This window comes from Vibrio sp. 11986-1-5 (assembly GCF_963878025.1).
GTDB lineage: Bacteria > Pseudomonadota > Gammaproteobacteria > Enterobacterales > Vibrionaceae > Vibrio > Vibrio injensis.
The window spans coordinates 191,109-211,912 of the sequence record NZ_CAWNVW010000033.1; the positions used below are offsets into that span (position 1 = coordinate 191,109).

The window sequence follows — 20,804 nt, forward strand, 5'->3', positions numbered from 1 at the left end:
GGCCCGCGATTATGCGGGCCTAAATTTTTGCTTAGAAGCCTTTAATGTTTTCAGCTTCTAGCTCAGTAAAGTATTTGACCGTTTTGACTTTAAGCTCTTGAGTTGCTGGAGCGTCGCAGACAATCACAGCTTTAGGATGTAATTGTAGCGCTGATACGGTCCACATATGATTCACACAACCCTCAACGGCGGCTTGTAAGGCGAGTGCTTTATTATGTCCGGTGACGAGGATCATCACTTCTTCTGCATCTAACAAGGTACCGACACCAATCGTTAGTGCATATTTAGGTACTTGTGAGATATCACCATCAAAGAAGCGTGAGTTAGCAATACGAGTATCTTCAGTCAGCGTTTTTATCCGGGTACGTGAAGAGAGTGACGACGCGGGTTCGTTAAAAGCAATATGCCCATCATTACCGACACCACCCATAAACAGATTAATTTTGCCGTAAGATTTAATTTTATCTTCGTAGCGTTTGCATTCCAGCTCATGGTCGTCAGTGTTACCGTTTAACAAGTTAATATTCTGTGGCTGAATATCAATATGATTAAAGAAATTATTGTACATAAAAGAGTGGTATGACTCAGGATGGTCTTCAGCAATACCAATGTACTCGTCCATATTAAATGTCACGACATGTTTAAAGCTGACTTCACCTGCTTGGTACAATTCAATTAATGCTTTGTAAGTGGCTAGAGGTGTGCCTCCCGTTGGTAGTCCAAGCACAAAAGGGCGATCTGCCGTAGGTTGGAATGCATTGATACGTTTTGCGATATGTGCCGCAGCCCATTTACCAACCTGTGCCGCTTGTTGTAATGGAATTAATCTCATTGGTTACCCCTAATTATAGTCATTGATCCCCTGCGACTTGGAGTAGTTATGGTGTGAAGTCTGGCCCACCCATTTCTCTCAGTGCTCTGGATACGGTGTTAATCACATTAATTTTCATTATAAAATAAGTTATTGGTTACGGCTATGCTTTGGGTCAAAGTTTTTTGTTTTAGGGGGAGAGATTGCCGTTTGTCAGCCAATACATGCCTTTGCTATCAATTGATATCAACGGTTTTGGTTGATTTCAGACCATGTCTAACAGAAAAAATTTACAGGGTAAATTAAGTCTTTTCATTTTAGCTATTACGCTAGGCGGAGCGGTAGTGTCGATATTTAGAGTGAACGAGTGGCAAGAAGTTGTTCGGTTATCCATACTAAAGAAAACAGTACTCAAGGGAGTTACCGCGATGAAAAATGAACTTGAATCAAGCAAAATACTGCATGCTTACGAAAAAGTGATGGAATACGGGACACCGACAGAGTTTGGTAAAATTTATGAAGGCATAGAGGCATTTTCTGACTACGATGGATACACAGTGTATCTACGAGGCAATGGTGTTGAGCTTAAAGTCGGTTTCCATAACACGTATCATTTGGAGTATGACCAAGAGCATCTACGCGATAGTTTTCTGAAAAAAATTGCGCTATTGACTAAATAAGCGCTCTTTTCTCAAGCCACCGGATGCCATCATAAGATGATACAGCCAGCTGATTTTCGTCTTGGTGATATGTAACCGTTTATAAAACAAAGCCCCAAGCAGAAGTAGGCTAGGGGCTTTGGGAGAAAGATTCATTGGATTAAAAAACCAACCGCTAATGTAGCGTTTAAGTTATCAAGCGCAAGGCATAGACCGTAGAGCTGTGACTTAACACGCACTACAGGCTTAATTTAATTCCCGACTTGGCATCACCGAGCATCGGTAATGATTAATCTTCTTCAACTAAGCTTGGTTCATCATCAGTATAATCATCCGACGCATCGGGCTTATTACGTCCATTTAGGGTATGGAAGCGTTTACGACCACGTGATAGACGGACATACTTCATCCAAACTCGCTCGATCTTACTGCTCGCTAGTTCTGGATTGGCTAGTACTTCAACAAAATGTTGTTCTTCAGCGTTTTCTGGGACTAGCTCACCGGATTCAAGGCCGAGCATCGTATCTCCGTAAAGGATCAGCAGTTCTTCTTCACCTAAAGTGAAGTCACCAGACTTGGCAAAACCGCGGGGAAATTTTTTGGTATCGTAAAAACGTTTTTTACCGTGACGAAAGACTGTTTCAGACATATCAACCTCGTGTGAATACGCGGAGTACTTAAAGGTATTTTCGGCTCTATTTTCCAGTGATACGGCGTATCTCTGAGGCCATTTAGGTACACCACTACTTAGCTGTGGATTACGGCGAAAGTTAGGCGCAAACTCTGGAAAAGAAAAACAAAAATTTTTTATCGTCATAATTGTCGTTCCTTGTTAATCTTCACTGGTCATTGCAGAGGATTCAATAATGGATGTAAAAGTCTTTCGTACTTTTCTTGAACTGGCTAAAGTCCGTCATTTTGGACGGGCAGCGGAGAATCTTTATTTGACTCAAGCCGCTGTTAGCGCTCGAATCAAACAGTTAGAAAATTATTTTGATGCGCAACTTTTTAGCCGAGATCGAAACAACATTAAACTGACATCCGCTGGCGAGCGATTGGTCGGTTATGCTGAAGTCATGGTTGCGACATTACAGCAAGCTAAACTTGAGCTCTCTTTAGAGAGCGGTAAGGCGCTACAGTTAACATTAGGTGGGACACCTAACATATGGGATGCGTATCTGCAAAACTGCCTAAGCGCGGTTACCGATGCGTTTAGTGGCTATGGTTTTAAAGCTGAAGTGATGGGGAGAGAGCAGCTGAACCGTCAGTTACTTGAACGTACCCTAGATATGGCGTTTGCCTTTGATCAAATTAAAGCGGATGAGCTGCAATGTAAAAAGGTTGCGGACTTAGTCTTAGTCTTGGTGTCAACTCGACCAGATACCGCAGACAGTGTTTTTGAGAATCGCTATGTTTACGTTGACTGGGGAATGCGTTTTGCCTCAGAGCATGCCGACAGACATCCTCGTGCTCCTGCGCCCTTCCTACGTACCTCAACGGCGCGTATTGCTTTAGATTTTATTTTAGAGAAAGGGGGAAGCGCTTACTTACCAGCATCGGTAGTTGCGCCTTTCATCCAGTCAGGACAATTATATCGTGTGGCAGCCGTTGCCGATTGGTATTGGCCTATCTATCTGAGTTACCGAAAAAATAGTTCATCGATCGAGGCAATTCTACAGGTTGAGCAATTGGTGCAAAACATCGATCCGTTGACGGCGTACAGTTTGCAAAAAGCGGCTGAATTAAACGAAACCAAAACGGATAGTGATTAGCCGAAGGTCAACGAGCCTAGAGAGTGACGGCACAACATTCAGAGCCGTTAGTGATGGTTCGCGGTGAAGAAAAGTAAAAAGGGTAAGCTGAACTTACCCTTTTTACTGAATCGAACGATTTACTTAGTGTAAGACTGAGCAATATTATCGATACGCTCGTTTGCGCGTGCTGCCTCTTCTTGTGCAGCGAGAGCCGCATCAGTTAGCGATGCATTTTCACTTTTCAGTGCTGCAATTTGGCTATTGAGTTGGCTGACTTGGTTGTTTAACTGATCGATCTTGGTTGTCGTTGCTTCGTCAGGACCTGATGCACAACCAGCTAGAAGAAGTACAGAAGACGCTGCAGCTGCAAGTAACATTTTGTTCATATTGAACTCCTTGTTGATATTTATCAAATACGCCCTATACATTATTGTTCACTTGACCCTGGCGATCCTATCCTGCTTTGAGGCTAGCATGGTGTTGGCAAGACAAATTGAAACCAGTTGCACAACGTATGCTCATGGGATGGAACTTATCTTTCCGTCTACCAGCTTGCTTCAGGTTATCCGGATAGGCATTGACCAATCGCCTAGGTGTATACCATATAGTAGCGAGTTAAAGTGTAGACACTATTTTCATTCACGACTATAGATTAAAAGTCAAAATAACCCAAAATTTTATACCTTAATCAATTGTTTGGGCTTTGCCTCAATGTTTTATGGTTTTTAGATGGCCTAAAACACAGAATATTTTATGCGATTGCTATCTATAGCGGGCATATTCAAGTTATTATGGGGCTTAATACCGAGTCTCTACTTGACACTGTCATCAGAGGTTGAAAGCCGCATTTACTTTATCACAGAGCCTAGATCTAGGCGGATTGAAGGAAGCGTCATTTCGTTAACCGTCGTTACAAGTGATTTGGTATACTACGTTTGATGTTTTGTTGGCTGCCTACTTTTCAGGCGGCATCATTTTTATTGGAGAATCCTTTGCAGTTTAAAGAATTAGGCCTAGACAATCGCTTATTAAAAACATTAGCACATTATGACTTTAAGCAAGCGACCGATATCCAGCGACAAGCTATTCCTGTTGCAATGGCAGGTAAAGATCTATTGGCTTCGTCGAAAACGGGTTCGGGGAAAACGTTAGCCTTCTTGCTTCCAATGCTGCATAAAGCGCTAAAAACCAAAGCGTTATCTGCACGTGACCCTCGTGGCGTTATTTTGGTCCCTACGCGTGAGTTAGCAAAACAAGTTTATAGTGAGTTGCGTTCCGCATTAGCGGGATTAAGTTACACGGCAACCTTGATCACTGGAGGTGAGAACTTCAATGACCAAGTGAATGCCTTGCGTCGAGGCCCCAAATTTATTGTTGCGACCCCCGGGCGTTTAGCGGATCACCTTGAGCATCGTTCTCTCTTTTTACAAGGATTGGATACGCTGATTTTGGATGAGGCTGATCGGATGTTGGATCTTGGTTTTGCACCACAGTTACGACATATTCATAATGCTGCTAAACATCGTCGTCGCCAAACGTTAATGTTTTCTGCCACGCTAGATCATGCGGAAATGAACACTATTGCGCATGAGATGTTGAATGATCCTAAACGGATTGCGATTGGTTTATCCAATGAGCAGCATAAAGACATTCGCCAACGTTTTTATTTGTGTGATCACTTGGATCATAAAGAAGCGTTATTGGATCGCATTTTAAAAGATGCGGAGTATCGACAAGTGATCATTTTCACGGCAACCCGTGCAGATACTGAACGCTTAACGAATAAACTGAATGAGCAAAATTTAAAAGTTGTTGCGCTCAGTGGTAGCCTCAATCAGGCTCAACGTAATACGATCATGAGTCAATTTGAACGCGCAGTATTTAAGATCTTAGTCACGACCGATATTGCTTCTCGAGGATTAGACATTGCGAATGTTACACATGTGATTAACTTTGATATGCCAAAGCATACGGAAGAGTATGTACACCGCGTAGGTCGTACTGGTCGTGCTGGTAATCAAGGTGATGCAATTTCTTTGGTTGGCCCTAAAGATTGGGACAGCTTTAAACGAGTGGAAGCATTTTTACAGCAAGACATTCAGTTTGAAGTATTGGAAGGTTTGCAAGGTAAGTTTACTGGTTTACGCCCTCGTCAGCCGCTGAATAAAACTACGGTTGCAACCGGTAAAGTTAAAAAACAGGCTAAAAAATTGCCTCAAAAACCCGTGAAACGCGATAAAAGTTTTTATCAGAATGTTGCGGTGGGTGATTCGGTCTTTATTCCGAAAAAGAAAACAGCGCCTAAGCCTGATGACGAATAACGCTACTCACTTTATTATATTGTTCAAGCAGTCAAAGCGGTCTTAGTTAGCAAGAGCCAAAACAAAAAGCGCCCTCATTACTGAGTGGCGCTTTTTTTAATCAAGCCTTGTGAGCTTAGAATATTAAGTGTGCTACACCGACGATAACTGGTAGTGTGATCAGAGTACGGAGAATAAAGATCACAAACAACTCAAGAATATTGACAGGAATTCGGCTACCCAGCAGTAATGCACCGACTTCAGACATATAGATAAGCTGAGTTACTGACATCGCCGCAATCACAAAACGAGTCATTTCGTTATCGATTGACGCTGCTAAAATTGCAGGGATAAACATATCCGCGAAGCCAACCACAATCGTTTGTGAGGCTTGCACCGCCTCTGGTACACCTAACAATTCCAAATAAGGTACGAAAGGCTGGCCAAGGATCGCAAAAACAGATGTGTATTCTGCGATGATCAAAGCGACCGTACCCAACCCCATCACGACCGGTAAGACGCCAAATACCATATCTACGGCATTACGAACACCTTCACCAAAGACCGACTTTACCGATTTTACTTGTGCGGCTTTTTCTAGTGCGAGTGACATTCCCCAAGAGAATGCACTGTGTTCTTGTGGGATAGCATCGGCATCTTTATGTGGTTTAGTACCATCAATGAACTCATCTTTCTTCAAACTGAGTGGTGGTAGACGAGGAATAATCACCGCGGCAACAAAACCAGCCAAACAGATAGCGCCATAGAAAGGTAAAAACAGATGTTCTAACTGTACTTGTGCTAGTACCACCAAACTAAAGGTAATAGAAACAGCAGAGAAGGTTGTGCCAACTACAGCAGCTTCACGTTGAGTGTAGAATTTATCTTCATACTGTTTGCTGGTCAGCAAGATACCGACACTGCCATCACCAAGCCAAGAAGCGGTACAGTCAATCGCACTGCGTCCAGGTAGGTTAAACAAAGGGCGCATGACACGGCTGAGTAGACTTCCCATCAGTTCCAATAAACCAAAGTTTAATAACAAGGGAAGGAGTAAACCGGCAAAAATGAATACTGAAAATAAAGTCGGCAGTAAGCCTTCTAAGACTAATCCACCCGTGTTCTCTTCCCAAATCAGCTCTGGACCGACTTTAAAAAAGGTCATTAATATTGCAGCCCCACCAATCACACGAACGGTGAGCCAAACCCAACTAGGATTGAATAAATTGTTGAGGAAAGGGGAGTTAACAATCACTCGGGGTTTAAAGAGCTTGGTGGCAACCGAAGCAACGGACATAAAAGTGACAATGACCGTAATGATGTTCACTAAGTAATCACCGAATAGCGCTTGTATTGATTTCGCTAATACGGCAACCGGGATCGTCAAACCACCATTGTAGTAAACGGGTGCCATAAACAGGAACACACCAATTAATGATGGGATGAGGAACATCCACAGACTGGCAGCAGGGATATTCTTCTCCTGCGTTGGTAAAGTTTGAGAGTTATCTTGCATTGCTTTTCCTGTTTACTGCTGTTTAATTAAGGCCATTCCTTGGCATATTAATTCACTAAACATCCCTATTTAATCAATGTGCGCAGAATAACTATTTTCCACCTTGCTTGCAATACTATTCAATAAATGGGGTTAGTTATTCAATCGTTTGCGCTGTTGAAAAAACAGAGAACAGTGAATTGTTTTGTTATTGTTGCATTGGTTAAATTATTGTTTAAGTTGGCTGTGCTATTTTTGTGATTTGCAACACTGTTTTGTCGTGTTCGATGAGAGAAAAGAAAACCCTTATTCTTGAAGTTTCATCAATAATGTATTGAATAATAAAAAGAAATAAGGGTCTCGGTCGTTAGGTTTTTTAAAATCAAGATAATGTGGAGTGCGATTTAATTAATCATTGGTTGGGGTTTGTTTTGCTAAACTATCTTTTAATGCGTCGGAAAATGTAGCATAAAGATTCTGCTCACCAATTAGCTCTGTTATGCCTGAACGATGCAATTTTAGTGTCACGCGAGAGTTTGCTCCGGAAATCAGTACTTGAACCTGTTTTTTATGGAAGCGCTTGATCATCGCTTCCAGCGTTTGCAACGCAGTGATATCCATAAAAGGCACCCATTTTAAGCGAATGATTAAAATGCGTGGTGTTTCTTGGATATTACTCATCACATGTTCGAAGTTTTCTGCGGCAGCAAAGAAAAAAGGGCCTTCTAGAGCATACACCGCAATATCACGTGGTAATTGAGATAATCCATGCTTTGCAAGTTCTTGAGTTAAATCTGGGCTTGTACTTGCTTTCACTTCGACACTGGAGGCCATGCGTTTGACAAAATGTAAGGTCGCGATAATCACCCCGATATTAACCGCCACCACTAAGTCTGCGAATACGGTCAGTGTAAAAGTGATCAGCAAAATGGCCACATCTGCCTTTGGAGCTCGTTTAATTAATTTAATGAAGTGTGGCGCTTCGCTCATGTTCCAAGCCACGACAAATAAAATAGCACTCAACGTTGCTAAAGGAATATTGACTGCTAGTGGCGCTAAGACTAATAGAATGACAACGAGAGTCAGAGCGTGAATGATGCCAGATAACGGGCTATTACCACCATTACGCACATTGGTAGCGGTACGAGCGATAGCGCCTGTTGCCGCAATACCTCCAAAGAGCGGAGCGACAATATTTGCCATGCCTTGACCCACTAACTCTTGGTTAGAGTCATGTTTAGTGCCTGTCATTCCATCGGCGACCACGGCAGAGAGTAGCGATTCAATGGCCCCAAGCATGGCGATAGCAAAAGCTGGGCCAATCAGTGATAACATTTGGCTAAAAGTGATGCTGGGTATTGAAAACTCCGGTAGACCTTGCGGAATACCGCCAAAAGCAGAACCAATGGTGCGAACGCCATCAAAACCAATTGTATATTGAAAGACAGTGACGACAACCAAAGCCAATAATGGCCCCGGAACTTTACTTAACTTCGGAAGTTTTGGTCCCCAGATAACCAGCGCAAGTGAAAAGAGTGCCAGTAGGGTGGTCGTAAAATCTAGGCTCGGTAAAGCATAGAAAATGGCGATAAGTTTTTGGTGAAAGTGCTCGCCCGTAATCGTCGGTAAACCAAAAAATTCTTGCCATTGTCCAATCCAAATGATTACCCCAATACCACTGGTAAAGCCAACGATAACCGGATGAGGGATGTAGCGAATAATACTCCCCAGTTTAGCAAGACCAAGGACGAGTAATATCACACCAGCCATCATGGTCGCGATTTGCAGCCCAGTAATACCATATTGAGCCACGATGCTGGCTAAAATAACAATGAATGCGCCTGTTGGGCCGGCGATTTGTACTCGGGATCCTCCAAACAAAGAGACTATTAATCCAGCAATGATCGCTGTATAAATGCCTTGTTCAGGTTTGACGCCTGAAGCAATAGCAAATGCCATAGCTAAAGGCAGGGCGACCACACCGACAATCACACCAGCACTGATGTTTTTTATCCACTGATTGGGTTTGAGTAACCCAGCTTTGTAAGAATCATAAATGGCAAACATGGATCATCACCTCAGAAAAAGAAGGGAGAAATAGAGACGCGGAGGATTCTACGCTCATTTACCTGTCTGTAAAGGTTGAGGCTGGCCGACTCGGTGTTAATGGTTCACGTTGTTTGGGGATAGTGGTTGAGCATGTATGCAAGCGCGCTTATAATCTCTCCAGTTGTTCAAAATTGATACAAAATAGAAATGGAGTTTGTCATGATCAATAAACGTTTTTTTAAAACTAAGAATGAAGTGGAAGTTACTTTTGAACTTGAGGCCCCTCAAGATGCTGAGCGCGTAGATATTGTCGCTGATTTTTTAGATTGGCAACCTCAAGCCATGAAAAAAAGTGCAAAATCAAATGTATATAAGTTTAAAGCTCGTTTGCCTAAGGATGCAGAATTCCAATTTCGTTACCGACTGAATGAGCAGCAATGGCTCAATGATGCACAAGCGGATCATTATGTTGCCAATGAATTTGGCGAGGATAACTGTCTTGTACGCACTTATGAACCAGCCACTCATTAATTCAGATAGATGCTTTTCGCTGCCGGCGGTTGTTTAGTTAGTGCCAACACCGATCCTGAGAATTCGATGATGTCATAAAGTCGTTGTTGCATTAAGCGTTGTATCCACTAGATGCATAGCTTGGCGCAACAGCGAACTTATCATCGATAAAGAGTAGCGATAAACCAAACTTTTTTATTATGGCCTAGAGACGTCTGTTCCCTAGAATTCGCTTTTTGTCAGTCGATTAATTCAACTTTAATCAATAACTTTTCATAAATAAGCACACTTTTACTGATTATTTACCATACAAAAGGTGACTTTTTGGCGAGAAAGTCTTACTCTTTTGTCTCTTTTAACAGTACCAACGGGTTAAATTGTGCTATCCAAGTCTCTTTTTTTGCGCTTCTCCGCTTTATCTAAACGTAAGAAAGTCTCTGTCATCGGTTTACCTCTGCTCGCGTTGGCCGCTATTTCATCTTCAATCAACTCTACGACCTATTCGAAAAAGGTTACTTTATCTGTCCCCGAATCACACATTGTAGAAACGATTATTGCGGATGCGAGTGAAGCCAAAGTGGCTTATCCCGATTATGAATACCAAATTAAATCCGGCGATAATTTAAGCACTATTTTTAATCAGCTTGGATTCCGGTACCAAGATCTAATGAAAATTATGGAGACAGATTTAAACTATCTGGCTCTCGATACTTTGCGTCCGGGTAATATTTTACGCTTTTGGAAATCCCCAGGTAGCCAAGATCTTGCCAAAATGGAACTTGAATTTAACGTCGTCAAACGTGCGGTTTATACACGCCTCGATGATGGTAATTACGATTTTGCTGAGGTTGAAATTCCTGGTCAATGGCGAGAATTTGCCATGATTGGCGAAATACAAGGCAGTTTTTCTCAGTCTGCGAACCAAGTTGGTTTAGGGAGTGCAGATATTGATCAGATCGTGTCACTGCTTAAAGATAAAGTAAATTTTGGTCGCGATCTTCGCGCTGGTGATCGTTTTGAAGTGGTGTTATCACGTCAGTTTGTCGGTGAAAAATTGACTGGGAACCGAGAGATACAAGCGATCAAACTTTACAATCGTGGCAGTGAGATTACCGCCTATCTTTATAAAGATGGTCAGTATTACGATAAAGATGGGCAAAGCTTGCAGCGAGCTTTTCAACGTTATCCCACCACCAGCCAATGGCGGATGTCTTCTGGATTTGATCCTAATCGTCGCCACCCTGTAACGGGACGTATCGCGCCACACAATGGTACGGATTTTGCCGCGCCAACTGGCACCCCTGTTGTTGCCACTGGTGATGGTGTTGTCGTGATGACGCGTAATCATCCTTATGCAGGTAATTATATTACTATCCAGCATGGTAGTACTTACATGACGCGTTATTTGCATTTGAGTAAGATTTTAGTGAAAAAAGGGCAAAAGGTTACTCGTGGTCAACGTATTGGATTATCGGGTGCAACAGGACGGGTAACCGGACCACACATTCATTATGAATTGATCGTTAGAGGTCGCCCTGTGGATCCAATGACAGCTAATATTCCGATGGCGAATTCTGTTCCTAAGCAGGATATGGCCAACTTTATTGCCCGTCGTAATGAGTTAGACCGATTATTGGCCCAACAAGACAGTATGCTCGCGGCAAGCAAGGCTGGATCGGATTCTGATAGTTAACGATTAGGCCATTCAATTCAATCAATGAACGGCCATTGCCCTAATCAATAGCTAACAATCCCCCCAAGTGGTTTCATTACAGCTTGGGGGGATTATTTTGTAAGTAGTTCACCATCGCCAGTGGTTGCTGAGGCTTGGAAAAATAGTAACCTTGGATTGCATCACAACCCATTTCATATAATTTGGTTAACTCGTGTTGGTTCTCTATTCCTTCAGCAATTAAGTCAACATTCAACTGTTTCGCGAGTTGAATGATTAAGCTAATCACATGCTCCGAGGTTTTATTTAATAACAAGTTACGGATAAACGTGGCATCAATTTTTATGCAGTCAATTGGATAGCTATGAACGTAGTTTAAACTCGAATATCCAGTGCCAAAATCATCCAGCGCAATTTTAAAACCTAGCGCTCTTAGTTGATGTAAACGCTCAGAGACTTGATCAGTTTGAGTCAGTAAGACGCTTTCAGTCATTTCAATAATGAACTCTGAAGGATGGAATCCATACTGTTGAATGATTAAGTTGAGATGATTTAAGTAGTGAGAGGAACGAGCAAACTCATGGGCAGAGCAGTTGATACCTAAAGTGACTTTGTAGTTCAGCCCAGTTTCTAATACTCGTTTTGCTTGGCAAGCCAACTCGATAATTCGCTCACCAAGTTCAATTATTAACCCTGATTGTTCGGCTATCTCAATGAATTCTAAAGGAGAAATTGTACCGAGTTGTTTGTTTTTCCAGCGAGCCAAGACCTCAAAATAAGACCAGTGAGATTGATTGCGATAAACGATCGGTTGGATTTCGACATAGATTTCTGAGTGTTCAGTTAATGGGCTTTCAAGCTCTGCTCGTAACCCACTCACAATTTGGGTTCGGCGATAATAGTAATCATTTAAATGTGTGTCATAGCAACGAACTTGTTGTAGGCTGTGTTTTTTACAATCCATCAACGCCAGACTTGCATTGAGAATCAATTGATCCGCCGTCATGGGTGGTGCTGATTTTTTCGCAATGCCGATACTCAAACGAATTTTAATGTGGTGTTGAGTGTCTCGATAACCCTGATTCAATGTATCGATGATCAATTGACAAATTTTAAGTGGGTCATTGGAAAAAGTAATAAAAGCAAACTCATCTCCCGCTATTCGGAAAACTTGGTTCTGTTTATTGACATAGTGAAAGATAACATTAGCAACAAACTTAATTACTTGATCGCCGATGTAATGGCCGTATAGGTCATTAATCGATTTAAAATTATCAATATCCAGATAAGCGAGAGTGAATGATTGATAACTATTTTCCACTAAATATTCCAGTCGCTCAGATAAGTAATCACGGTTAAAAAGATTGGTTAGGTTGTCATGAGAAATTTCATAACTCAGTTGTTGGGCTAAGCTGTCAAAGCGCTGGTTTAGCCATTGATGGATAAGATGATGGCGAATAATACGGGCAACAACACAATGAAACTCAATTTCCGCCTCTAGTGCCGCTGGGAATTCATGAAAAGTCGATAGAAGCATGCCTAGTATATCGCCGTTATCAGCGTATATCGGAACACCGATATAGGTGATGACTGCGTCATGATAGAGCAAATGATTATCGTGAAATGGCCGATGATGTTGATCGTTATAAACCACATACGCCTGCTTGCATCTAATTAACTGCTCATAAAAGCTCCCTTTGAGTGAGTAATCGCAGGTAACAGGATGAGACGTTTTACCTGCGTAGCTCAATGTCCTACCTTTATAAAGCGATTTATCCACTTCTATCAAATAAGTCGCCCAAGAATTCGAGTTGGTATGTAATACATGGACTGAACGTTGATAAATATCTGATCTATCGAGTAAAAGGAGTTCATTTATGAGGTTAAGACTCGTTGCACTTTGAGTCAAAACGCTGGTTGCTACCATAGTTTTTTTCGCCTTTATATATCCTAATGATTACCGTGATTCCTCTCATTTTTAAATGAAAAAGCATTCACAGCATTTGATTGCAACTTATTAACTATGGATGAGGATCGGCTATTTTTCCACTGTTGCTAGCAAGGGAGCGATGACCTCATCGTCACGAATCAATAAGTAAAGAATGAACGATGGTGAGAAGCGGATTACGGCACTATATCGAACGACATTACCTAACCTTCGCATCTTGAAGTGACTTGGGTATAATCACCGGACTCAACTTATAGGAAATATCATGCAACAGAATCAATTTGAGGCTCTAGTAAAAAGCCTTTGTCAATGGTCAACGCTTCCACAAGTGCTTGACGCGCTCAAACAGTCTGATGATCAAGACATTGCTGATACGGCTGCGTCATTAACGGGTCAGTTTGCTCTTGCCGAGGTCGACGGAGAAGCGCGGATTTACCATGTTACGACAGAGATTGATGAGCAAGGGCAAGAGCAGGAGTTTGTGGAGCATGTGATGAATGAAGGCGACGAGGTAATCAAGTTTATCGCTTGGTTTTTTGAGTCTCAGTTTTCAGTCAAACACAAAGAGACTTATCAAGCTGCAGGAAAAACCTATCAGCAGCCCAAACGCACCAGTTAGTAATTTTACAACATAAAAGTGTGATATGTGTCTTGTTTTGGTTTAATGTTATGCTATCATAACCTTGTTCGGTAATTTAATTACATTTAGAGGTGGGTTATGGGTAACGATTTAGGTTCAGCCTACATTGGTCAACTTATCGCCAAGCAGATGATGCACGAAGCATTGTACGGTAAAGTAAAACCTAAGAAGAAATCTTTCATTAAAACAGTATGGAAGAAGCTCAGCAAATAATCTGAGTATAAAGAATATAAAAAAGCCCTGAGTGAATCAAACTCAGGGCTTTTGGCTATTTCTTCGCTAATGAAATAACGTTATTGAGCGGCTCATCTTGTAATGAACCGGTTTGAGGATGTTCAAGTAACCAAGTCTGCAGCGCGTCATAGCCTCCGATATATTGACCATCTAACCATATTTGCGGGACAGTCACTGGAGTTTTAGCACCAATGATGGCTTTAACTTCGGGGATCATTCGATAGAGAGCGGCGCTGTTTTTTACGACATCAAAATATTGAAAACGAATGCCAGCTTCTTGTAAGGCTAGCTTGGCTTTTTGACAATATGGACAAGAGGCTTTGCCATAAACAATATTGCCTTGTAAGGTCTCACGTTGTGCCGATTGCTCGATCACTGCTTGTACAAGAACCCCTCGATTGAGTGCTGCACCTTGGCTGATGACTTTACCTTCGACAATCACAATAGGAGCGTGCCAAGCACCGTATTTTAGTGGTTCCCACCAGTGACTAAGCCAATCTTTGCTTTGTAAATTAATTTCAATGCCTGCCAGTTCATTAGCAAAAGTATCTTCAAGAATATCCTGAGTTAGTGTGCATTCACCGCAGGGAATATTGACTTTAAACGGTCCAAATTGACCGGCCCACCGGTATAGGGTGATATTGATTGGTGTCGCCATAAGTAACCTCGACGGTAACAAGAGAAGTGAGTCATTGGCCTTATCTTTAAGTGGCTTAGCAATGACTCTTGGTAAGTATATAAGAATTTTTGTTAGTTTTGAGAGTTTATCGTCGGAAAGATAGAGCTCACCGATGGAGGATGCGTATTTAACAGGTTATGGGGGGTAAGGGACTAGAGCGTGGCAATGAAAAGGGCCAAGCGGAGCTTGGCCAAAAAGGACAGTATGCAATGGAGTTTATGAAACATTAAAAATCGTAACGTAATCCAAAACGTAGAGTATCTTCACTCTGAGTCTCAACGCCATTAACGACAACATCGTCAAGATTGTTCAGTTTATAGGAGATGTAGCTACGTAAAGCAGAGTTGAATTGGTAATAAGCGGCAAGTTCGAAGAAATCGGCGCTATCTGTCTTGTTTCCAGAGATTTTATCTTCACTTTTGCCGTAAACGCCTTTCAACGTCATCTGCTTGTTTAACTTATAAGCGGCGGCAAGTTCTAGAGCATTAAATTCACTATTGACTTTATCATCATTATCACCAAAAGAGTAAGTCGCTCCTAACGATAATGCATCAAGTTTATAGCCTACGCCGAGTAACCATTGATTTTGTTTACCTTTACCGACACCATTATCGCCAGCTGAGTAGGCTGCACCAAGGTCCAGTCCGATAGGTAAAGAATACAATCCAGAAATACCATATAAATCAGCATTATCTTTACTATTAGCGGCATAGGTTGCTTGCAGATTAAGTGCATCGAATTGACCACGATACGCAATCACACTGTCTGTTTTATCAGAGGCTGAGGTAATGTACTGTTGGATCCCTGAAAACTCGGTGGTATCGGTGAGATTAGAAATTTGTACCGCTGCCATGTCCTGTTTACCGAATGAAATATCACCGACATTGGTTGCAAAACCAGCATACATGTAGCGATTTTTAAACTCTGAGGTTCCGGTATTCTGTTCCGCTTCGTAAAAAGCAAATCCTCTTAGGTCATCGGCAACTTGAGTTGAGCCTCTTACATTCAGACGAGCACGCGTACTATCTTTCATCGTCCCATCTATTTCTGCGCCTTTATCACCGATAAAATCACCACGGAATTCAACGCGGCCACCAATTCTCAACTCCGTGCCATCAGCGCTATAAACGGTTGCGGCTAAAGATGATCCTGAGACCAATGCGGCGAGAATGGCGGTTGTCACTGCTGCTTGTTTCATTATTATTACCCTATTTAGTAAATTGAGCTTCATGCTCTATGGTTGGTTTGAGAGTAAGGTAGAACGTTTAAATGACGATTTGATTGCTCAAATGTGACGATTACATTTTGTTTTTATGGAAGAAAAAAGACTCGACCATGTTTTCATTTGCTTTTATTGCAGACGGGAAGTGAAGGCATTCATATGGTGTTTTTGATTTTTATCTTTCGATGAAAGCTTGGCGATTTTTTAAGATAGGTTACACTTTGTGCTCACTCATTATTCAAGGACGAGCGATGAACGCGATACGCTATGAACAACAATTGGTTTACCCATCAAAGATACTGTGTGTCGGCCGCAACTATGTAGAACACATCAAAGAGCTCAATAACTCGTTACCAGAGCAAATGGTGGTGTTTAATAAACCCAACAGCAGTATTGCAAAACAATTACATGCCTATCATCAAGAAACCTTGCACTACGAAGCGGAGATTTGTTTTCTTATTCGTAATGGCGATTACGCAGGTGTGGGACTTGGACTGGATTTAACCAAGCGAACTTTACAATCTCAGCTCAAGCAAAAGCAGCTACCTTGGGAGCGGGCAAAAGCGTTCGATGGCTCGGCTGTCTTTAGCCGTTTTATTGATTTAACCGGCATCGATATCGCCACTTTACAGTTAGAGCTATACATTAACTGTGTGCGAGTACAATGTGGTGGTGTTGCGCAGATGATTTTCTCTCCCGCGCAGATTTTAACGGACCTTCAATCTTATACTAGTTTGCTGGATAACGATGTGGTGATGACGGGAACGCCACAAGGGGTTGGTGAAGTGCATCGGGGTGATGTTTTTCTCGGCCGTTTAAAATCTGCCGACCAAACTTTAATTGAAGTGGAATGGTTGGCTGAATAGCTTCCTCAATAGTAATGTCGCTGGCTTTAAGATAGAATTCGCGACTTTGTGCTGCTATTGAGCGATGATAATGATTGATATGACTATTTTACCGCTGTACATCACCGCGGTAATTGCGTTGCTGTTAATACCTGGCCCTGACATGTTATTAATTGCCAGCTCAAGCTTGAGTTATGGGCGTAAAGTCGGCGTATTTGCTAGCTTAGGCAATGCGACCTCAGGCGTTATTTTAACCTTACTCGCTGCCCTTGGTGTCTCAGCGATGGTGGCGATGAGCCCAATCGCCCTCACTGTGTTACAAGTGTTAGGTGCAGGCTATTTATTGAAAATGGGCGCTGATTGTCTGCGCAGTGGCGCGAGTGATGCTCCTCATCTTGCTCAAGGGAACGCACTAAGTAGTACTTTTTATCAACGAGCTTTGGTCAGTAACTTACTTAATCCTAAGGCATTGGTATTTTTTGTGATGTTTTTACCACAGTTTGTGTCGAGCAATGTCCCCGCTAGCTCCGGTGAACAAATGTTAATCTTGGGGATTGTACTCAATATCTGTGGGTTACTGTTTAATTTACTGCTGGTAGGTTTAGTCGGCTGGGGCGGACATGTCTTGCTTGAGAATGCCAAGTTTCGTTTATATCAGCACAAATTGATGGGCGGGATCTTTTTCTTACTCGCCTTATGGATGTTGAGTGACCTACTGCTTAACTTTCTGTCCATTTGAAATTACAGCATCGCAATCAATCCTCGCTTTATTTGCTATAAAGCGAGGATTGAATCTATTTATCCTAGGCTGCTTTGATGCTCGCTGATCAGCAATGCCATTTGTTCTTCGGTGCGTTGTTCTGCATCAGCAAAACTTTCCTCTGCGCTAAACGTTCCAACCACTTCATAGTAGCATTTGAGTTTCGGCTCGGTTCCTGACGGACGAACAATCACTCTCGCTCCATCTTGTAAATGATAAATCAAAACATCACTACTTGGCCAAGTGAGCGGCTCTGTCGTGCCGTCTTGATGATAACGAACGGCGAGTTTTAAATCATCGCAGATGATCACAGCACGACCGGCAATGGTATGGGGAGGGTTCGCTCGTAGATGATCACCTATGGGTGGCGTATCTGGCGCGAGAGCAATACTGCGCTGCGCAGTAATGTATAAACCGTGTTGACGATATAACGTCTCTAATTGATCCCAAATAGTTTTACCTTGGCTATACAGTTCTGCCGCGAGTTGGGCAAAGGCCACCATAGCGGACAAGCCATCTTTATCCCAAACGCTATTACCGACGGTGTAACCTAAGGCTTCTTCATAAGCAAACAAGAATGGATGCTGCTCTGATTGCTTCGCCATTGCCACATTAGTTAACCATTTAAAACCTGTCAGTGTTTGGTAATAAACCGCGCCATGAACGGCAGCAATTTTACTGAGTAGGCTAGAAGAGACGATGGTATTTCCGACTAATGGGGCTTGATGCGCGGTATGACGGAGCAGGTAATCGCCGAGTAATGCACCGACTTGATCGCCCGTCAGCATTTGATATCCGCCTTCAGGTTTCGCCACGGCAACCGCGAAACGGTCGGCATCGGGATCATTGGCGCAGGCGAGCTCGGCATTCACCGATTCGGCTAAGGCTATGACTCTGTCCATAGCGCCGGCTTCTTCGGGGTTAGGGAAGTTAACCGTCGGGAAGCTACCATCGGGTTCGCGTTGCTCTTTGACACTCAGTACCTTATTAAATCCGGCGTCAGCGAGCAGGGTTTCTGCCATTTCGGCACCGACGCCGTGCATGGCGGTATAAGCGATGGTCACACTAGACGGATCAGTGTGATGCTGCAGCAATGGGCTCGCATTGATGGTTTGCCGATAGGTTTGATAATAATCATCTTGCAGCCAAACCAATAACCCTTGCTGTTGAGCTGTATCGAGATCCAGTGTTGGTACTGCTTGCGTTGCCGCTAAATCAATTTGACTGGCAATGCCGGAGTCATGGGGAGCAATGATCTGGGCGCCATTTTCCCAGTAGACTTTAAAACCGTTGTATTCTGGCGGATTGTGGCTAGCAGTAACGACCACTGCGGCGGCGGCTTGTAAATGTTTGACCCCAAACGCCACTACCGGAGTAGGCGCTACTTTATAGGTAAGATACACCTTAATGCCTAAAGCGGTCAGTACCGAGGCGGTATCTTGCGCAAATTGTTGTGAATCTGGGCGGCCATCATAGCCAATCACGACGCCTCGTTGTTTGGCATTGTCGACTTGCTGGATCAGATAATGACCAAGTCCGGCCGCGGTTTCTTGAATTACCAGCCGATTCATGCGGTTAGGGCCGCATCCCACCTTACCGCGTAGGCCAGCGGTACCAAATTCTAAGCGAGATTTAAAGCGATCGGCAATTTCATCTTGCTGGTGGTTATCAATTAAAGTTTGTAATTCTTTACGGGTACGGAGGTCTGGATCTTTTGCTAACCAGAGCGTGACGTTATTGTTCATCGTGGTCACCTTTAGTAGATAGTGTCAGTAGACATATTGTAAGTAATATTTATTCTCATTAATGGGCGCGCAATCGCTAAACGCTTTATCTTCTTGCTATAGCAACGGATGTTCAGTTAACCCAGCAGCGTCAAGCAAAAAGGCCAGCCATCATTGGAGTCGATGTAAAAAGTATATTCAAGTCGTTTGAAGATGAACATGTTTAATGGTGTAAATTTTAAATTACACCCCGTTGTTTTTGTATTGAATGCTGAGTTGTTGAAAATTTCCGAAAATAGTGCTTGTGATTGCTTGGTGAAGTGGTTAAGTTACTTACAGAGCATAACCGAGCAGTGATGGGAACTCCTGCAGTAATCAGTAATAGGAAGAAGTAAGCGATGTATCAAACCGATGATGTCAATATAAAACGTATCAAACAATTGCTGCCTCCAGTGGCCGTATTAGAGAAATTTCCTGCCAGTGAAGCTGCTTCTTCAACCACATTTCAAGCCCGTGAAGCGATACATAACATTTTACATGACCAAGATGATCGTTTGTTGGTGGTCATTGGCCCTTGTTCTATTCATGACCCTAAAGCCGCGATTGACTATGGCCAGCGCTTGAAAGCCTTGCGTGATGAATTAAGCGGTCATCTTGAAGTGGTGATGCGAGTATATTTTGAAAAACCGCGTACCACAGTGGGCTGGAAAGGATTGATTAACGACCCGTATCTTGATGATTCCTATAAAATTAATGACGGTTTGCGTATTGGTCGTAAATTGTTATTGGATTTAACCGATATGGGAATGCCAACCGCCAGTGAGTTTTTGGATATGATCACGCCGCAATACGTCGCGGATTTGATCAGCTGGGGAGCCATTGGCGCTCGCACAACCGAGTCCCAAGTGCATCGCGAGTTGTCTTCGGGACTGTCATGCCCAGTGGGATTTAAAAATGGTACTGATGGCAATATTAAAATTGCCACCGATGCGATTCGTTCTGCCAGTGCTTCACACCACTTTTTATCGGTGACTAAATTTGGTCATTCGGCGATTGTGGAAACGGCGGGTAACCCTGATTGTCATATTATTTTACGTGGCGGCAAAGAGCCTAACTACAGTGCTGAGCATGTTGCGGCGATTAAACAAGAGCTAGAAGTCTCCGGTTTAAAACAGAAAGTCATGATTGACTTTAGCCATGCCAATAGCTCTAAGCAGTATCAGCGACAAATGGTAGTGGCAGATGACGTTTGTGCGCAGCTGCGCGCTGGTGAACACGCTATCTTTGGGGTGATGATTGAGTCCCATTTAGTGGCAGGTCGTCAGGACTTAGTAGATGGTCAAGCACCGACTTATGGACAGTCGATTACCGATGCATGTATCGGTTGGGATGATACTGAAAAAGTATTACGTCAGCTCGCGCAAGCGGTTGAGGCGCGTCGTAACCTGTAAGGGATTTCGTTTTTGGTCGATAAAAAATAGGCGCTGAATCAGCGCCTATTT

General features: G+C 42.8%; 19 protein-coding genes. 10 read left to right on the plus strand and 9 right to left on the minus strand.

Features of this window, described 5'->3' with window-relative positions; genetic code table 11:
* Positions 1-31 precede the first annotated feature (31 nt).
* Positions 32-832 carry a glucosamine-6-phosphate deaminase gene (gene nagB, locus AACS00_RS08795; RefSeq protein WP_072671003.1) on the minus strand — a complete coding sequence of 267 codons (801 nt, stop codon included), beginning with the start codon at positions 830-832 and terminating at the stop codon, positions 32-34.
* A 407-nt stretch (positions 833-1,239) separates the two neighbouring features.
* Here nagB and AACS00_RS08800 point away from each other — a divergent pair, with 407 nt between their 5' ends.
* On the plus strand, positions 1,240-1,491 hold the full coding sequence (locus AACS00_RS08800; RefSeq protein WP_072671221.1) for a DUF3081 domain-containing protein: 252 nt from the start codon (positions 1,240-1,242) through the stop codon (positions 1,489-1,491).
* Between the two features lie 268 nt (positions 1,492-1,759).
* Here AACS00_RS08800 and AACS00_RS08805 read toward each other — a convergent pair whose 3' ends face one another.
* Positions 1,760-2,119, minus strand: coding sequence for a DUF413 domain-containing protein (locus AACS00_RS08805; protein ID WP_004396976.1), 360 nt, complete (start codon positions 2,117-2,119; stop codon positions 1,760-1,762).
* 217 nt (positions 2,120-2,336) lie between these two features.
* On the opposite strand from AACS00_RS08805, the gene AACS00_RS08810 reads away from it, so the two are divergent.
* Positions 2,337-3,242, plus strand: coding sequence for a LysR family transcriptional regulator (locus tag AACS00_RS08810; RefSeq protein WP_110167143.1), 906 nt, complete (start codon positions 2,337-2,339; stop codon positions 3,240-3,242).
* A gap of 119 nt (positions 3,243-3,361) precedes the next feature.
* Here the strand turns inward: AACS00_RS08810 and AACS00_RS08815 are convergent, their stop codons facing one another.
* Positions 3,362-3,610 carry an Lpp/OprI family alanine-zipper lipoprotein gene (locus tag AACS00_RS08815; protein WP_072671005.1) on the minus strand — a complete coding sequence of 83 codons (249 nt, stop codon included), beginning with the start codon at positions 3,608-3,610 and terminating at the stop codon, positions 3,362-3,364.
* Positions 3,611-4,162: 552 nt separating this feature from the next.
* Between AACS00_RS08815 and AACS00_RS08820 the strand changes: the two genes are divergently transcribed.
* Complete coding sequence (locus tag AACS00_RS08820; protein ID WP_375152949.1) at positions 4,163-5,545, plus strand: DEAD/DEAH box helicase; 1,383 nt, start codon at positions 4,163-4,165, stop codon at positions 5,543-5,545.
* 115 nt (positions 5,546-5,660) lie between these two features.
* Here the strand turns inward: AACS00_RS08820 and AACS00_RS08825 are convergent, their stop codons facing one another.
* Together AACS00_RS08825 and AACS00_RS08830 are read right to left on the minus strand one after the other, a co-directional pair.
* The gene (locus AACS00_RS08825; RefSeq protein ID WP_072671006.1) at positions 5,661-7,040 is read right to left on the minus strand and encodes a YjiH family protein; all 1,380 of its coding nucleotides are present in this window, start codon (positions 7,038-7,040) and stop codon (positions 5,661-5,663) included.
* A 387-nt stretch (positions 7,041-7,427) separates the two neighbouring features.
* Positions 7,428-9,086, minus strand: coding sequence for a SulP family inorganic anion transporter (locus tag AACS00_RS08830; protein ID WP_110167144.1), 1,659 nt, complete (start codon positions 9,084-9,086; stop codon positions 7,428-7,430).
* A 201-nt stretch (positions 9,087-9,287) separates the two neighbouring features.
* Between AACS00_RS08830 and AACS00_RS08835 the strand changes: the two genes are divergently transcribed.
* Both AACS00_RS08835 and AACS00_RS08840 read left to right on the plus strand, forming a co-directional pair.
* Positions 9,288-9,599, plus strand: a complete 312-nt coding sequence (locus AACS00_RS08835; RefSeq protein WP_072671008.1) for an isoamylase early set domain-containing protein — start codon at positions 9,288-9,290, stop codon at positions 9,597-9,599.
* A gap of 358 nt (positions 9,600-9,957) precedes the next feature.
* Positions 9,958-11,271: a peptidoglycan DD-metalloendopeptidase family protein gene (locus tag AACS00_RS08840; protein WP_072671009.1), complete on the plus strand. Its 1,314-nt coding sequence runs from the start codon at positions 9,958-9,960 to the stop codon at positions 11,269-11,271.
* A gap of 76 nt (positions 11,272-11,347) precedes the next feature.
* Here AACS00_RS08840 and AACS00_RS08845 read toward each other — a convergent pair whose 3' ends face one another.
* Entirely contained in the window at positions 11,348-13,177 is a 1,830-nt protein-coding gene (locus AACS00_RS08845) for a putative bifunctional diguanylate cyclase/phosphodiesterase (RefSeq protein WP_110167145.1), read from the minus strand.
* A 286-nt stretch (positions 13,178-13,463) separates the two neighbouring features.
* On the opposite strand from AACS00_RS08845, the gene AACS00_RS08850 reads away from it, so the two are divergent.
* Together AACS00_RS08850 and AACS00_RS08855 are read left to right on the plus strand one after the other, a co-directional pair.
* The gene (locus AACS00_RS08850) at positions 13,464-13,817 is read left to right on the plus strand and encodes a hypothetical protein (RefSeq protein WP_110167146.1); all 354 of its coding nucleotides are present in this window, start codon (positions 13,464-13,466) and stop codon (positions 13,815-13,817) included.
* Between the two features lie 99 nt (positions 13,818-13,916).
* On the plus strand, positions 13,917-14,051 hold the full coding sequence (locus AACS00_RS08855; RefSeq protein ID WP_258306848.1) for a hypothetical protein: 135 nt from the start codon (positions 13,917-13,919) through the stop codon (positions 14,049-14,051).
* A 55-nt stretch (positions 14,052-14,106) separates the two neighbouring features.
* Here AACS00_RS08855 and AACS00_RS08860 read toward each other — a convergent pair whose 3' ends face one another.
* Together AACS00_RS08860 and AACS00_RS08865 are read right to left on the minus strand one after the other, a co-directional pair.
* Positions 14,107-14,730, minus strand: a complete 624-nt coding sequence (locus tag AACS00_RS08860) for a glutaredoxin (protein WP_110167147.1) — start codon at positions 14,728-14,730, stop codon at positions 14,107-14,109.
* Positions 14,731-14,977: 247 nt separating this feature from the next.
* Positions 14,978-15,949: a porin gene (locus AACS00_RS08865; protein ID WP_110167148.1), complete on the minus strand. Its 972-nt coding sequence runs from the start codon at positions 15,947-15,949 to the stop codon at positions 14,978-14,980.
* A 275-nt stretch (positions 15,950-16,224) separates the two neighbouring features.
* On the opposite strand from AACS00_RS08865, the gene AACS00_RS08870 reads away from it, so the two are divergent.
* Together AACS00_RS08870 and AACS00_RS08875 are read left to right on the plus strand one after the other, a co-directional pair.
* Positions 16,225-16,839 (plus strand): fumarylacetoacetate hydrolase family protein, encoded by a 615-nt coding sequence (locus AACS00_RS08870; RefSeq protein WP_072671014.1) that lies wholly within the window; start codon positions 16,225-16,227, stop codon positions 16,837-16,839.
* Between the two features lie 70 nt (positions 16,840-16,909).
* The gene (locus AACS00_RS08875; RefSeq protein ID WP_110167149.1) at positions 16,910-17,557 is read left to right on the plus strand and encodes a LysE family translocator; all 648 of its coding nucleotides are present in this window, start codon (positions 16,910-16,912) and stop codon (positions 17,555-17,557) included.
* A 59-nt stretch (positions 17,558-17,616) separates the two neighbouring features.
* Here AACS00_RS08875 and AACS00_RS08880 read toward each other — a convergent pair whose 3' ends face one another.
* Positions 17,617-19,323, minus strand: a complete 1,707-nt coding sequence (locus tag AACS00_RS08880; RefSeq protein WP_110167150.1) for a phospho-sugar mutase — start codon at positions 19,321-19,323, stop codon at positions 17,617-17,619.
* A gap of 377 nt (positions 19,324-19,700) precedes the next feature.
* Here AACS00_RS08880 and aroG point away from each other — a divergent pair, with 377 nt between their 5' ends.
* The gene (gene aroG / locus AACS00_RS08885) at positions 19,701-20,753 is read left to right on the plus strand and encodes a 3-deoxy-7-phosphoheptulonate synthase AroG (protein ID WP_110167151.1); all 1,053 of its coding nucleotides are present in this window, start codon (positions 19,701-19,703) and stop codon (positions 20,751-20,753) included.
* Positions 20,754-20,804: the final 51 nt, after the last annotated feature.

Excerpts from the sequence above, each read along its gene's own strand:
- AACS00_RS08850 (WP_110167146.1), top strand. The coding sequence starts at position 13,464 with ATGCAACAGAATCAATTTGAGGCTCTAGTAAAAAGCCTTTGTCAATGG.
- AACS00_RS08825 (WP_072671006.1), bottom strand. The coding sequence starts at position 7,040 with ATGCAAGATAACTCTCAAACTTTACCAACGCAGGAGAAGAATATCCCT.
- AACS00_RS08810 (WP_110167143.1), top strand. The coding sequence starts at position 2,337 with ATGGATGTAAAAGTCTTTCGTACTTTTCTTGAACTGGCTAAAGTCCGT.
- AACS00_RS08865 (WP_110167148.1), bottom strand. The coding sequence starts at position 15,949 with ATGAAACAAGCAGCAGTGACAACCGCCATTCTCGCCGCATTGGTCTCA.
- AACS00_RS08815 (WP_072671005.1), bottom strand. The coding sequence starts at position 3,610 with ATGAACAAAATGTTACTTGCAGCTGCAGCGTCTTCTGTACTTCTTCTA.
- AACS00_RS08820 (WP_375152949.1), top strand. The coding sequence starts at position 4,163 with ATGTTTTGTTGGCTGCCTACTTTTCAGGCGGCATCATTTTTATTGGAG.
- AACS00_RS08845 (WP_110167145.1), bottom strand. The coding sequence starts at position 13,177 with ATGGTAGCAACCAGCGTTTTGACTCAAAGTGCAACGAGTCTTAACCTC.
- AACS00_RS08860 (WP_110167147.1), bottom strand. The coding sequence starts at position 14,730 with ATGGCGACACCAATCAATATCACCCTATACCGGTGGGCCGGTCAATTT.
- AACS00_RS08875 (WP_110167149.1), top strand. The coding sequence starts at position 16,910 with ATGATTGATATGACTATTTTACCGCTGTACATCACCGCGGTAATTGCG.
- AACS00_RS08805 (WP_004396976.1), bottom strand. The coding sequence starts at position 2,119 with ATGTCTGAAACAGTCTTTCGTCACGGTAAAAAACGTTTTTACGATACC.
- AACS00_RS08835 (WP_072671008.1), top strand. The coding sequence starts at position 9,288 with ATGATCAATAAACGTTTTTTTAAAACTAAGAATGAAGTGGAAGTTACT.
- nagB (WP_072671003.1), bottom strand. The coding sequence starts at position 832 with ATGAGATTAATTCCATTACAACAAGCGGCACAGGTTGGTAAATGGGCT.
- AACS00_RS08870 (WP_072671014.1), top strand. The coding sequence starts at position 16,225 with ATGAACGCGATACGCTATGAACAACAATTGGTTTACCCATCAAAGATA.
- AACS00_RS08855 (WP_258306848.1), top strand. The coding sequence starts at position 13,917 with ATGGGTAACGATTTAGGTTCAGCCTACATTGGTCAACTTATCGCCAAG.
- AACS00_RS08800 (WP_072671221.1), top strand. The coding sequence starts at position 1,240 with ATGAAAAATGAACTTGAATCAAGCAAAATACTGCATGCTTACGAAAAA.
- AACS00_RS08830 (WP_110167144.1), bottom strand. The coding sequence starts at position 9,086 with ATGTTTGCCATTTATGATTCTTACAAAGCTGGGTTACTCAAACCCAAT.
- AACS00_RS08880 (WP_110167150.1), bottom strand. The coding sequence starts at position 19,323 with ATGAACAATAACGTCACGCTCTGGTTAGCAAAAGATCCAGACCTCCGT.
- aroG (WP_110167151.1), top strand. The coding sequence starts at position 19,701 with ATGTATCAAACCGATGATGTCAATATAAAACGTATCAAACAATTGCTG.